Source organism: Candidatus Leptofilum sp., assembly GCF_965223525.1.
GTDB lineage: Bacteria > Chloroflexota > Anaerolineae > Promineifilales > Promineifilaceae > Leptofilum.
The window spans coordinates 2162931-2176580 of the sequence record NZ_OZ245005.1; the positions used below are offsets into that span (position 1 = coordinate 2162931).

General features: G+C 53.9%; 13 protein-coding genes. 1 reads left to right on the plus strand and 12 read right to left on the minus strand.

Annotation, left to right across the window (positions count from 1 at the left end; genetic code table 11):
• Positions 1 to 21 precede the first annotated feature (21 nt).
• The 4 genes from ACOQPM_RS26305 to ACOQPM_RS26320 form a co-directional block, all read right to left on the minus strand.
• Positions 22 to 369 (minus strand): DUF5615 family PIN-like protein, encoded by a 348-nt coding sequence (locus ACOQPM_RS26305; RefSeq protein ID WP_420631365.1) that lies wholly within the window; start codon positions 367 to 369, stop codon positions 22 to 24.
• A gap of 2 nt (positions 370 to 371) precedes the next feature.
• Positions 372 to 647, minus strand: coding sequence for a DUF433 domain-containing protein (locus ACOQPM_RS26310; RefSeq protein WP_420631366.1), 276 nt, complete (start codon positions 645 to 647; stop codon positions 372 to 374).
• A gap of 128 nt (positions 648 to 775) precedes the next feature.
• On the minus strand, positions 776 to 3925 hold the full coding sequence (locus ACOQPM_RS26315) for a hypothetical protein (RefSeq protein ID WP_420631367.1): 3150 nt from the start codon (positions 3923 to 3925) through the stop codon (positions 776 to 778).
• A 205-nt stretch (positions 3926 to 4130) separates the two neighbouring features.
• Positions 4131 to 5984, minus strand: coding sequence for a hypothetical protein (locus ACOQPM_RS26320; RefSeq protein ID WP_420631368.1), 1854 nt, complete (start codon positions 5982 to 5984; stop codon positions 4131 to 4133).
• Between the two features lie 124 nt (positions 5985 to 6108).
• Between ACOQPM_RS26320 and ACOQPM_RS26325 the strand changes: the two genes are divergently transcribed.
• The gene (locus ACOQPM_RS26325; protein ID WP_420631369.1) at positions 6109 to 7902 is read left to right on the plus strand and encodes a hypothetical protein; all 1794 of its coding nucleotides are present in this window, start codon (positions 6109 to 6111) and stop codon (positions 7900 to 7902) included.
• 131 nt (positions 7903 to 8033) lie between these two features.
• Here ACOQPM_RS26325 and serA read toward each other — a convergent pair whose 3' ends face one another.
• The 8 genes from serA to ACOQPM_RS26365 all read right to left on the minus strand — a co-directional run bounded on the left by serA (position 8034) and on the right by ACOQPM_RS26365 (position 13637).
• Positions 8034 to 9617 carry a phosphoglycerate dehydrogenase gene (serA, locus tag ACOQPM_RS26330; protein ID WP_420631370.1) on the minus strand — a complete coding sequence of 528 codons (1584 nt, stop codon included), beginning with the start codon at positions 9615 to 9617 and terminating at the stop codon, positions 8034 to 8036.
• An 82-nt stretch (positions 9618 to 9699) separates the two neighbouring features.
• Positions 9700 to 10236: a hypothetical protein gene (locus tag ACOQPM_RS26335; protein WP_420631371.1), complete on the minus strand. Its 537-nt coding sequence runs from the start codon at positions 10234 to 10236 to the stop codon at positions 9700 to 9702.
• An 8-nt stretch (positions 10237 to 10244) separates the two neighbouring features.
• Positions 10245 to 10757 (minus strand): GNAT family N-acetyltransferase, encoded by a 513-nt coding sequence (locus ACOQPM_RS26340; RefSeq protein WP_420631372.1) that lies wholly within the window; start codon positions 10755 to 10757, stop codon positions 10245 to 10247.
• Positions 10758 to 10764: 7 nt separating this feature from the next.
• Positions 10765 to 11079, minus strand: a complete 315-nt coding sequence (locus ACOQPM_RS26345) for a hypothetical protein (protein ID WP_420631373.1) — start codon at positions 11077 to 11079, stop codon at positions 10765 to 10767.
• 33 nt (positions 11080 to 11112) lie between these two features.
• Positions 11113 to 11355: a hypothetical protein gene (locus tag ACOQPM_RS26350; RefSeq protein WP_420631374.1), complete on the minus strand. Its 243-nt coding sequence runs from the start codon at positions 11353 to 11355 to the stop codon at positions 11113 to 11115.
• Positions 11352 to 11696 (minus strand): hypothetical protein, encoded by a 345-nt coding sequence (locus ACOQPM_RS26355; RefSeq protein ID WP_420631375.1) that lies wholly within the window; start codon positions 11694 to 11696, stop codon positions 11352 to 11354. The genes ACOQPM_RS26350 and ACOQPM_RS26355 overlap by 4 nt, the downstream gene beginning before the upstream one ends.
• Before the next feature lie 214 nt (positions 11697 to 11910).
• Positions 11911 to 12330 carry a secondary thiamine-phosphate synthase enzyme YjbQ gene (locus tag ACOQPM_RS26360; protein WP_420631376.1) on the minus strand — a complete coding sequence of 140 codons (420 nt, stop codon included), beginning with the start codon at positions 12328 to 12330 and terminating at the stop codon, positions 11911 to 11913.
• A gap of 89 nt (positions 12331 to 12419) precedes the next feature.
• The gene (locus ACOQPM_RS26365) at positions 12420 to 13637 is read right to left on the minus strand and encodes a hypothetical protein (RefSeq protein WP_420631377.1); all 1218 of its coding nucleotides are present in this window, start codon (positions 13635 to 13637) and stop codon (positions 12420 to 12422) included.
• Positions 13638 to 13650: the final 13 nt, after the last annotated feature.

Here is a 13650-nt window from a genome sequence, read left to right on the forward strand (position 1 = left end):
TTGAGGGCAGCCGAATGCGAATCAAATGTAGCGGATCTGGTTTTCCATTTCATCAGCCGTGACATTATTGAGAACACGCATGAGGCGGCGTACAAGCTCGTAGGGAGAATGCCGTGTAGCCAGTATGATGCCATAATGTTTCTGACCAGAAGTTGCATATTTACGAGCCAATGCTTCAAAATCGGCTCGGTTGTGGGTAAGGAGCGTTTTCTGATGGCTAACGGCGTATGCTAGTTGGGCAGCATCGCTGTTTTGCAGTTGTTCTTCATCGCGTGTTGTGACAGCCGAAAACCCGCGCCCTCGCAGCAAATCTGCGATGAGTACGTTGACGTCTTCATCTAGATAAAGCTCAATGAAAAGCCGGGACATGATTACTTTACGAGGGGATCGATCAGTTCGTCGGGGATACGGTTGCGTTCGATGTGAGCATTGATTTGCTCTTGGTGATCACTGTAGAAGCTAAGAGCATCAAACACTTGAGCTAAAGTTAGATGTGGAAGTTGTTGTGGAATTTCTTCGGGAAGAACGCCTTGTCGCCAAATTTCAACGATGGCACGAACCGGCGTGCGTGTACCTTCAATGATCGGTTCCCCGCTCAAAATGGCTTCGTCAGAAATCACGTAACGGTGTTTTGTAGCTTGAATCATCTTACTTGTTCTCGCTTTTCAGACTATTTAACTTCTGGAACAGTATAGACGTTATTGTCCCGTGATTCAATTAAAAGGCAAAAAGAAAGGAGACTGAAGTTATTCTCCAGTCTCCTTTCTCTAAAAAGCTACTGCTTCACTATCGGCAGGTAGATGAAGTAATCTGTGCTGCCGCCGGGGTTTGGCGTGGGCGTCATCGCCGGGGTGGGGGATGGGCCAGGCGTTGGCGTAAAGGTTGCCGTTGGAATAGGCGTGTTTGTCGGCGTGGGTGTGTTGGTTGGAATCGGCGTTGGTGACGGTGTGGGCGTCGCCGATGGCGTTGGCGTCGGGAACAGATTCTCGGTGGAATCCGCCGCGTAGGTGCCGCGCGTCAAATCGGCCGTGTCGAGACCAGTAATCTGGAACCTGCCTCCCTGTGTGGAAACGCCTGATACCAAATCCCAACAGGAGGCATTGCCCGGAGCCGTACAATCTGCCGTGCTGCCCACTTCCATCAACCGCTGCTGGCTCAGCACATCTGCCTGGCATTCAGGATTGCTATCAACCGGCACGCGCACTGTCCAGGTGGTGCTGTCAATCGGCGTGCCCCGCACGAAAAATTCATAATAATCGGAGCAGAGGCTGGTGCTGGACGTATTTAATGGCGTGTCGAAGGGGGCGTTGGTGAGGGAACGGCCGTAGCTCACAATCACTGGGGTACCAGAATTGCTGCTGCTTGCCAGTTCTGCATCACCCAATTTGGTGCGACCCAAGCGGCTAGAAATTTCAGACCAGTCCACCACGTTGGCTGCCAGGCGAGCATCCCAGGCCAGTTGCGGCACGCCGGAGCCTGCCGGTGGCGTTTCGCCGATGGCCACGCCCCAGAAGTTGTTCTCCAGATTGGCCGTCCCGCTGATGGATTGGCTGTAGGCGATGCCAAAATCGGAGATGTTGTTGGCATAGGCCTCAATGGTGCCGTCCGTTTGCTGGATGGCAGTGCCATTGTCGAACAGCGTGTTCCCTTTGATGATCACTTCGCTGAGGCCGTTCAGGTTGATGGCCTGGTTGAAGCCGGAGATGGTGTTGTTTTTGATGAGGATACGGCCGTTACCCGCAGCCCGAAGTGCTGTCATCGAATCACAGTTGGCAGAGCAGGTGATGTTCAAGCCAATCACAGAGATGTTGCCTACCCCTTGTGCAGAGATAACTCGGCTGTTGGCTCCGCCTACCCAGTTTAAGGTGCTGTTTTGGCTGTAAATAACCACGCTGTTGATGCCGCTTCGGCCAGAAACCAGCGGGGTGCTTACGTCAAAATCGCCAATCAGCGTCAGCGAATCGCCATCTGGAATGGTGTCCAGGGCGGTTTGGATATCGGTAAAATCACAGCCGCTGGCGCACACCGACCACGGCTCAACCAACGCTTCCAGGAAGTCCAGAATACGTTCCGCATTTTCAGAACCGGGTATCACAGACGGCCGTCCCACCTGCCCAAAGGCTGGCGATTCTTCAAATTCTGTGCCGCCGTAGAAGGTGATGGCACGTCGCAGATCAACACGGGTGTGATTGTGGAAGAAGGGCGCGGTGAGGTTCGTGCCAAACAAGCCCGGCGTGCTGTATTCGCGGGTGCTAATACCATCGCCATCCGGTAGTTCAGGCGGCATGCCGTCCAGCGCATTAACTGGAATTTCATCGGTACCGGTGTCGAAGACGCCATTTTCACCTTCGGCAAAGCCACGGATGGTGCCATCAGTTGTGGCGAGTACCGGGCCAGAGTGGCAGCGGGAGCATTTGGCAGCAGAGCCAAAGAAGATTTCGCGGCCTAGCACTTGTTCGTCGGTTACGGCAAAGCGATCCAGGTCGTAGTTGCCGTCTTGGGGCAGGCGGATGCCAAACTGGAACTCTTCCAGAGCCGTGCGCTCTTCTTCAGTTGGCAAGCGGAAATCAATGCCTTCGCGCCGCAGCAGGCTGCGTGGGGCGTGTTGCTCCACTGCGCCAGCGGAAAAATCGCCCAAATCGGGTTCTTGTGAACTAAAACCGTAGGGCGCAGTATGTTCCAAGTTGAACAATGCTGGCGAGGCGCGGAACACCTCAATCTGGTCGAACCCATCAATATTTTCCAGGATGAGCGCACGGCCGTCTGGGAAGCTGACGGTATTGGCAGAGGGGCCGTGCATCAAGTCAAAGTTTTCTAGCCCGTTGACGCTGCCGTTCACCGGATTTGGCCCGGCCAAATCGCCATTCGTGAAGGAGACGAAGGTGGCGCTGTTGCCAAATTCATCGGTTATGGAGCCAGAGAGATCATCGCCGCCGTAGATCAGGAAGGTGTCGCCGTAGCCAGCGATGACGGTAGCCGAGCCGGTGCTGCCGGTAATTTCGCCGCGTAAGTCGCTAGGTTGGGCAAAGCCGCTGGGCGCGCCAGAGGTAACGACGAGGGTATTGACGTTATACTCATTCACGAACAAAACGTCATCGGCAGGTTTGTTTAGCACCTGCTCCGGCGAGAGACCAAAGTCGCCATTATCAGGTACATGGCAAGAACCGCAGGTACGGCCGTTTCCCAAAAATGTCTCCTCGTTAAACAAAACCTCGCCCTGGTCTGCCAATGGTGCAGCAGAGGGAACCACCATGAAGGTCTGCCCCGCCGTATTGATGGGATTGGGGGCACTCATGGCAAAATCGCTGTTGCTTTGCGTGCCTGTGCCAAAACCAAATCCGGATTGACGGCTGAGGGCAGCGGTGTTCAAAATGGGCAAATCAGCAGAATGTGCGCCATCGTCTGCGCCAGCAGTGCTACCGGTGTAGCCTGCTCCGCCGTAAGAAAGTGCCACATTGACGCTGGTGCTGTTGATGTTGTCTGGATTGTTTTGGAAGGCGACCTTGCCCGCAATGGGGATAATGTCGGCGGACATGATAAAGTCAGGGGTGGGTGCGCCAGGGAGGGCGGCAAATGCGGCCGTGGCCACCAGTACGGTGTCATTGCCATCGGCGGGGTCGCTAGGGAAGACGTAGCGACCTGTTTCCATCCCCAATGAGTTGTAGAAAACAAGCATCGCGCGCCCAGGAGACCCCGCCGGGTCTTCAGCTTGCGGCCCCCACGCTTTTTGGGAATCGTCGGCGGCCTCCAACACAATGTATTGCACTTTAGAATCGCCATTCATACCAGCCATCACCTCGTTGATGCGTACCAGGTGGTTGTTGGCGCTAGCCAGGCGCGTAGTTGTAAAAACGGCAACGGCCGCCAATAACAAAAAGGCGGCAAAAATGAGTAGCAAATTCAATCTTTTTACGGGAATGTGCATGTTTCCTCCAAAAATACATCAACTATTCGTCGCAAGCTTCCCAGCCCGAGTTAGCAACCGGCTGATCTGATTGGGGATCGGTGCATAAAATTTACGTAAGCGGGCTTACATACGTGCTTAAGAGATGATTTTGTGGAGAGGATGGAAAACTGGAGATTGGAGAGAAGAGACTGGAAATCTTCAATCTCTAATCTCCAGTCTCTTTTTACTGCTGAATGAGGGGAAGGTAGGTTTCTAGGCCAATTGCTTTTTGGATCATGACGGTAGGTTGGGAACGGCCGTTGCTTTCCCACAAATCATACAAAATCTGCCCGTTGCTGTTGGGGTCGCCAAAAAACGGACTTTCATCCCGCAAAAACTCAATATATTCACGAGAGGCAACCTGGTGCAGCAGGCGCACAATTACCGCCTCTGGTTCGGCGGGTAGTGTGTAGGTAGTTGTGTCCCAATATTGCCCGTCGGCGTAGCGGCTGGGATCAGCTGTGCTGTTGGTGTAGGGTGCAGCCCCGGCTGCCTCGAAGGCGTCAAAATCGTAGCCGCGTGGCGGAATGCGGTTGTCGTGCAAAATCTCGTTGTTCAAGACAAAATGGAACGATTCGCCCGCAGGTAGGCCCACCTGCACCGCCAAATCCGCAGAAATGCCGTGCTTAACCTCATACAGTTGGATTTGGGCATCTTCGGTGAGGGTTCCCGTGGCGGCATCATACGCGCCAGAGCTAAAGATGAGCAGCCCATCGGCGTCGTATGCTTCCACTTGCAGCCACATGCGCCGCCCTTCGGGGTAGCCCGTAGGCAGCTTGTGGCCGCTGTTGTTGGTGACGGTAACAACAAGCTGTGTACCGGTGAGCGAAATGTCTAGTTCGGCGGCGTTTTGTAGCATGGTGGTGGCCCGATCCACCCCGGCATTGAGCGCAGCCAGCCGCTCTGGGTTGCTGTTGAAGGTGGCGCTGAAGACGGGGTGCTGGGGGATGATGGTGGGCACCCAGTTGTTGGCTCCGGTTAGGTCATGCAGCGGCAGATCATTACGGATGGGGCTGCTGCTGGCATTGCCAAAAAATGCGCCGCCGACGCCGGTTACATCTCGCATGTGGCAATCTTGGCAGGTAGAAACGCTGCTTTTATTGCCGCCAAATTGGGGCAGCACCACACCCTGCGGCGTGTTAAAGTCGCTGAGCAGCCATTCGCTGTACGTGCGCTCGACGGGGAACATGGCGGTGGTATCGGTGAACGGCTGGTTGACGTCGTTGAGGATGTAGCTCTGGCTTGGTTCATCCCAGGTGAGGGCGGGATTGCTGATATCGTGGCAGGTGCCGCACAGGGCGGAATCCTGATGGTAAGGCGAAACCAGCGTGTCTTGTGCGCCTGCGGCAGGATTGTGTGGATCGAAACCAACATCGGTCACCACATCGAAGGGGCCGCGCCGGTAATCGGCGGTGTCGAGGACGAAGCTGGCGTTGCCTGTAAATTCGACCGGGCTGGTGATGGCAGACAGGACGGTGAGGTCGCGGTCGGGGTTTTCTGCGCTGTAGGTGGGATCAACCAGACGGTGGCATACTTCGCACTGGATGCCTTCCTGGTCTTCGAGGGTCATAGCGGAGCCGTCGGTGGGCGTGGAACGGCCGTCTAGCCATCCACGCGGCATATGACAACGCAAACAAAAGTCGCCACCAAAGGCCACATCGGCATTGGCAATGTCTAAGGCGGCATAAAAGAGCGGGTCGCGCCCGGCCTGGGCCATCATACTGCCTTGCCAGCCCATCCACGGCTCGTACTCAGCGGGCTGGTCAATTTGGCCGCTGTAGCCAGAGTGGCAGCCGAGGCATTGTTGGGGCGAGTCGATGGTGTCGGTAATGTGGTTGGGCTGGGTGCCGGGCTGGAAGAAGTCTAGCAAGGTGGTGGTGGAGACGATGGACGTTGGAGGGAGGGCGTTGGGGGCAACGGGCGGGTGGTTTGGTGGGAGGGCGACGGCGGCAGTAGGCTGTTGTAAGGTGGCAAAAAGTGCCCAAATCATTAAAAAAGCAAAGCTGCTGGCAAAGAATATGGTTAATGTTTTTCGCATACGTTTCCTCTACGATTTGTTATGAGAGTACCCGGTTGGTTACGGCCGTATTATAATCCCGTCCGCAAATCATGACGATTAAAGGACAACTATGTTTTTGAAACAAAGTTCACAATGGTTGAAATTGTTACTGTTATTTCTGCTGGTTGGCGTGTGGGTTTGGCCAGAAACGGCCGTTCCCCCCACATATGCCTCAAACGCCCAACAATCAGCTATTGATTCCCGCTTTGGGGCGGTGGAGTCATTTTGGGCACCGGGCGAAGCGGCCGAATTGGGTGTTGGCTGGGAGCGGATTCTCTTTTACTGGAATGAAATCCAGCCCGGCGGACCAGACGATTGGAACACGCTACACGTTCATGAGGAGTGGCTGGCCGAGGCAAGCGCACATGGGCGAACGGTGGTCGGCCTGCTGAAAAACACGCCCAACTGGGCCACAGATGGCTCATTTGCCGCCGGGGTGCCGCGTGGCTTGTATCTGCCCGTGGACGATCCGGGCAATTTGTGGGCCAACTATGCCCGACGGGTGGCGTCTTACTACAGCGTGCGGGGGGTACACAACTGGATCATCTGGAATGAGCCGGACATCGCCCCAGATGTGTACGGCCATGAGTTTAGCGGCTCGATGGAGGATTATTACCAACTGCTCAAAGTGGCGTACACTGTGATTAAGCAGGTAGATCCTAATGCCACAATTCATTTAGGTGGGATGACCTATTGGCATGATCCTACCTGGCTTGGTCGTTTTTTGCAGATGGTGGCCGCCGACCCGGACGCTGCGGCCAATAATTATTATTTTGACGTCATTTCGCTGCACATTTACTTCCGCCCAGAGACGATTCCGACGATTGTGGGGAATGCGTTTGCAGTGCAGCAGCAGGCAGGCATTCCGTTGAAGGCGGTGTGGATCAATGAGACAAATGCGCGTCCCAGCTCTGACCCGGAGTGGCCGGTGGAAGTGCAAGCGTTTCAAATTGATTTGGAGCAGCAGGCGTGGTACATCGTACAGGCGTATGCGCTTGGGTTTTATTCTGGCGCGGGGCGGATTGCGGTGTACAAGCTAATTGACATCAACATTTCTCCTGGGGAAGAGTCTTGGGGGTTGATACGGCCGTACGACTTCAGCAAACGACCCGCATTTTACGCCTACCAAAACACCATCAAATATTTGGCAGGATTTACTTACCCCATCCAGCGCGAACAGGGGGGCAACTACACCATTGTGCGCTTTGACAGGCCGCAGGGCGTAACGCGCGTGCTGTGGGCGCGGACGGCCAGCAGCGTGACGCTAAACGTGCCTGCGCTGGCTGAATCTGGCGTGATGGTTGATCCGATTACCGGTGTGGAAACGCCAGTGACGCCAACGGGCGGCAGCTACTCGATTTCGCTGTCTGGGGCGCGCTGTGCGGGAGAGTGTTACATGGGCGGTGCGCCGGTATTTCTAGTGGAAGAAGGTGCGGGAGGCGGTGGTTCGACCACACCGCCAGTTGTGTCGTCATCAGACACGCCGACGCCAGCACCGGAGGGCGAAACAGAGGCTGAGGAGCCAACTGCAGCGGCAACGGCCGTTCCCACCATAGATGCGACCGCGACACCAACCAACACCCCGGCACCGACGGAAACGCCATTCCCTACAGCTACCAACATGCTGCCTCAACCCCTGCCCAGCAACACGCCCACGGTGACGTATACGGCCGTTCCACCCACAGAAATCTCCACTGATTCACCACCAGCTACCGAGGTGGCTGCCGTTCCCACCCCCACCGAAGCGGCAGAGGGTGTTGCTGCTGATGATGGAGCGATTGGGGTGGAAGAAACGGCCGTTTCTAACGAATCAAATTCAGGCTTGGGTATCTGGTTGCTAGGGGGTGTCGGTCTTGGCGCACTCCTGCTGGCCTTTGCCCGGCTACGCCGTCGTTAACGTGTAGAGACGCTGCATTGCAATGTCTCTACACCAAATGAGTTGTTCCCAAATAAGAAATGGGGCGCAGACAAGCACGGAAAAACGCGGATTTTATCATTTCATCCGCGTCCCAATCATCATGAAAGAAATTACAAATTGATGAGCTTCACTTGGGTAATGGCCGGTATTTGCTCCAGTGTGTCCAGCACTTCTTTGCTTGGCTCACTATCTAAATTGATGAATGAAAGTGCCTCGCCGCCCGGCTTATCACGGCCCATGCGCCACTCGGCGATATTGATTTCATAGGCTGCCAGGATGGTTCCCACTTGCCCTGTAACACCGTTCACATCTTTGTTTTGCATGAGCAACACGTAGCCATCTGGGCGGGCGTCCAGCTTGTGCTCGTCAACCTGCACAATGCGGGGTTCCACGCCGCCAAACAACATGCCTGCTAGCGTGCGTCCGCCTCCATCCCAGCTAACGTGGCAGGTAATCAGATTGGCGTAATCAAGGGAGCCAGTTGCTTTGGTCTGAGCAACTGAAATGCCAATCTCTTCTGCCAACATAGGTGCATTGATGTAGTTGACCTCATCGCTGATTGATTTTTCCAAAATGCCTTTTAGCAACCCGGCAGCAATCGGTTTGATGAGTTCATTGACTGTTTCGCCTCGCGCTTCAATTTCGACGCGGCGTAGGGGGGCATCGGCCAGATAGCAGTGGAGTTTGCCCAGTTTTTCACCGAGTTCCATGTACGGCCGTGTTTCTGCAAAGTCGGGGCCAGCCTGGAAGGGTAGGTTAATGGCGTTGCGGAAATCAGTGCCACGAAGCGCGTCTAGCACTTGGTCTACGATTTGGGTGGCCACATCGCGCTGCGCCTCTTTGGTGCTAGCACCCAGGTGTGGCGTATGGATGACATTGGCCAAGCCGATGAGCGGACTATCTTTTGGCGGCTCTTTTTGGTATACGTCGAGAGCGGCCGTTTTAACTCGACCATTCTTCAACCCCTCAGCCAACGCATCTTCATCCACCAATTTGCCTCGTGCCGCATTGATCAAAATCATGCCCGGCTTCATCTGGGTAATGGTTTGGGCGTTGATAATGTTTTCAGTTTCGGGCAATAGGGCGGTGTGAAGGCTAATATAGTCGGATTGTGCCAGCAAATCGTCCAGATCAACTAGCGTAACACCCAGCTCTAGCCCCACCTCTTCAGACACGTATGGGTCATAGGCCAGAATTTCCATGCCAAAGGCTTGGGCACGCTTGGCAACCAAACGGCCGATCCGCCCAAAGCCAATGAGCCCCAACGTTTTGCGATACAGCTCTGTACCAACAAATTGGGATCGCTTCCACTCGCTATCTTTAAGCGAGGCGTGAGCCTGCGCCGTATGCCGACTGGCTGCTAGCATGAGAGCCATTGCTTGTTCAGCAGTAGCGATGCTGTTGGCACCGGGAGTATTCATCACAATGATGCCGCGCATGGTGGCCGTGCGAACATCTACATTGTCTACGCCGATACCTGCGCGGCCAACGACTTTCAGCTTACTGCCTGCGGTCAGCACATCGGCATCGGCTTTGGTGCCACTGCGAATAATGAGGGCATCATATTCGGGCAGAATAGCCAGCAGTTCATCTTTGCTGAGGCCAGTTTTCATGTCGTAATGGGCGTCTTTGGCCTGATCAAGTCGGTCCAGTCCGTCTTGCCCCAGTTTGTCTGAGATCAATATTTTGAACATGGGTCTCCCTTTGGAATTTTTAATGGTTGGTTAGGTGGTAAATGTGCATGGGGTACACATTCCAAGTAAATTATAGTCGGGGTTAGGTGTGGGGCAAACAGTCTTTAAGGAGCCGCTGGCACTGTTCCGACGTGAGCTTTGCTAACGCGCCACCTATAAAGCGTGGATCTTTGGTGACTTCGCGCAGGGCAAAGTCGGGGTGGGGAACGGCCGTCAGGCTTTGTAAGTTTGGCTGCTCAATTTCCGCTAAAACCAAGCCGGTGAGTGGGCTGCTAAATTGATCAATGCTGAATTGGAAACGGCCGTCCTCCAACTTATACCTTTTCTTCATCAATATTTTGGCTGGCAATGTTTCCAGCAGGGCGTAACTTCCCTCATCTAGGTAAAAGTTGGTAATGGTCGTGGCGTAGGCGGTTTGATCGGGCGCTTGATACTTTTGAGTAAATTTGCGGGCGGTGACGTTGCCTTGTGCGTCGGTCATGCGGCGCAGGCGCAGTGGCGTACTAGTTATGTACCGGTCTTCGATAAGCTGGTAATCTTGGCTGTTTTGCAGCGATTTTGGCAACGTTGCCAGCAGCCAACGCCTTTCCAGCTCAAATTGAGCATATTTGTGAGCCATTTGAACTGTTATACGCCACCAAATAGTGGATGGTAATAAACGATGCCGTGTTTGTTTTGCAGCGCACCGGGCGTGAGTTCCAGCACCATGAACGCCTCATCCGGCACGTCGAACTGGCAGTGCAGGCCATGTGGGGCGGAACTCATGAAGCCAAAGCGGGGGTAATAATCGGAATGGCCTAGCACAAAGGCAAGTTCGTAGCCAGCTTCCTGGCAGGCAGCTAATCCGCTGCGGCATAACTCTGCGCCAATGCCTTTGTTTTGGTGGTTGGGGGAAACTGCGACGGGGCCGAGGGCAACGGCCGTAAACGCATCTTCACCATCTTTCACCGTCACAGGCGAAAATAAAATGTGCCCCACAAGTTCATCGTCTAGCAAAGCAACCAGTGAAATTGTGTCAACATTGGCTTGCTGTAATTTTTTTGCCAGTTCCGCTTCGGCTGGGCGGCCAAAGGCAGCCGCCTCCACATCATAAACGGCAGGGGTGTCTTCAATTGTCTCCGGGCGAATAATCAATGACATCGTTGTATTAGCCAGGGAGCGGCTTGTACCCGAATGTGTATAGGTAACGGCCGTCTTTAGCTGCGCCTTTTGCATTAGGAACCTCAAACTCAAATGCGTCGGCTAATCGGACAATAGTGCTAAACATTAAACATACGTAGCTTGCTTCATAAATTGCTTCATCAGTCAGGCCACATTCACGTAAATGGATAATATCTGCTTTTACCAAACTATCTGGCGCTAAAGTCAGCTTCTCTAAATAGCCCAATGCTGCGCGTAGCCGTTCATCAATGGGGGCTGTTCGCCAATCTTTGAGCACCGCATCAACAATATCTTCATCCATGCCTAACACCGCAACTGCGGCGTGATCTTGCGTTCAATATTCACATTGGTTTAGGTGAGATACGAAGGTCGCAAATAGTTCCAACTCCGCTTTTTCCCATACAGTGGAGTCGCGCATCGCTTCCTGGAGTGCTAGGGAAAAATGATCCCCAAAAAATTTCTTGCGGTAGCTAAGTAGCAGCAATGGTCCAGGTACACGTCCAATCATTAGATTAATAAAAAACATTGGGATTTTTTGCTTCCAATGATGCCCATTGTCTAGAATGCTTAATCTCATGTCGCACCTCCACCTAATAACTCCATCGTTTTTTCCATTCGAGCCAGCCCGCTGCCAAGCGCAGCGCACACCGTTAGCTCAAATAGTTCATCTTCGCTGTATCCAGCATCAATAAGGCGTTGAATATCTTTGTCGGTTACTTTGTATGCAGTGAAGATGACTTTTTCCAGATACGGCCGTAACGCTTCTGGCAACGCTGCTGTCGGCATTCGCCGTGCCCCCCAGCGTGTCGCCGCGACCGCTTCCACCGTCTGGCGTAACTCTGGGCTACAGTGACCAGGGCTTGTCAACACAGCCTCAACTAAATCTTGGACTTTTGGGGAATAAGACAAGGTATCCAACTATTTTCTCCTTAACTTGATTAGTGGGAGCAATGTAAGCCCGGTGAAAATAAAAGAGGGATCGAACAAACAAAGATTCGTTTATGTGCAAGACGCTGCAAAGCAAACGGCTACATCTTTTGTAAGAGGTATTTAGTTGAGGTAACGATACAGTTGGGTTCCTGTTCCTACGCTGAAGTATACAAAACAAGTGGCCTAAGGGCGAATCATCCGTTCATTGGCCGATTACCTGTGCAATGAGCTCTCTTTGCCGGGGGCGGTTGTCAAAATCCACGAAGATGATTTGCTGCCAGGTGCCCAGGGTGAGACGGCCGTTTACAAAAGGCACCGTCAGCGAAGGCCCTAACAGCGCCGCCCGGACGTGGCTGTGGCCGTTGCCATCTTGCCAGCGAGCATTGTGGGCATAATGACGTTGGGGATCAATGATCTCATCAAACAGTCGGCGCAGATCGCTAATGCAGCCAGATTCATACTCGATGGTGGTAAGGGCGCTGGTGGCTGAGGGAGTAAAGAGAGTAATGGTGCCGTCGCGTAAATTACTGTTGCGAACGGCCGTTGCCACCTGTGTCGTGATGTCTAAAATATCGGCATTGCCCTTAGTTTGCAGTTGAATGGTTTCAGTTTGAACAGTCATTCTTCTCCTCGAAGGTAAACCTCCCGCAGGCTTGTGCTCGAACACTGATTGCAGATGGAACCTACGGGAGGTTGCTTGATACGTGTACTTTATGCAACCCAACCCCAAATAAAAAACTGTGCCGAAAAGTAAAGGTATAGCAGCAGCGAAGGATACAAAATCAGGCGATGGATTTTACCGTCTGCTCCCCAAATTGCCAGCAGAAAAAAGGTGGGGAAAAAGGCCAGCGCATAGCGAGAAAATGAGTAAAGTGGCTTAAATTCTGAACTGGGCAGCAGCATGAACAGCAGCAGCATGGCCGCATATAGCCCCCAGCCGAGCCGATGCTGCCAGCGGAAAAAAGCCCAAATAGTGGTGATGAGCAGCAGCCAGGTGATGAAAAAGTCGAACCAGAGCGTGAACTCCCCGACGCGCCCCGTGCCGAAGCCAAACATGCCTTGCAAGGCTCGGAGTAAATCGGTACCGGGGATGCCGGTGCGCTGGAACCAATATTCGGCATACACATTGCCCAGCGGCGGCAGCCCCAGCCAGGCACGGTATAGCAGAAAAAGCAGCAAGCCAAAGCCAGGCAGAAAAACCGCCGCCGCTTTTCTAATCAGTCGCGGGCTCCAGCCGCCAATTGGGTCAATCTTCCATTTGCCATTGCCCAGATGCCGCTGCCAAAAATGGTAAGCCAGCGGCACAACCAGCACCCAGCCAGTAAGCCGGGTAAGGGCTGCTAGTAGCCCCAACACCCCTGCCCACTCAAAATGGTCGTAGCGAAACGCCAGCCAAAGCGAAGCCAGCGTCATCAGCAAAAAAAGTGATTCTGTGTACGGCGCGAACAGAAAAAAACTGGTGGGGAATAGGGCAAAGTAGACCAGCAGCCGGGGAGCATGTTTTTCCCCCAGCAAATCACTACCGACCTTGTGCAGCAATATCAGCAAGCCCAGCAGCGCAACGTTAGAGACGAAAATCCCGGCAGCCAGATGTGCTTTGTGTGAGCTACCAAACAGCCCGCCTAGCCCCCACATCAACAGTGGGTAGAGTGGGGGAAAGACAGAATCATCAGGGTTAGCGTACCCTTCGGCGGCGATGCGCGTGTAATGGAGGGTATCGAACCGCTGCCAGGGGCCCAGCAGCAGTCCAGCAAGGCCGTCGTTGAGGATGGGTTGGCTGAGATACGGCCGTAACACCTCATCCACCTCATCTGGCACAGGGCTGGCTAGCTGCGCCACCACCGCCCAGCCTGTTAAAAAAAGGCGTAGCACCACAAAAATGATGAGCGCATAGCGCACGGCAGGCTGTTGCCAAAAAGATTTCAGCAAATCAATTCTCCGG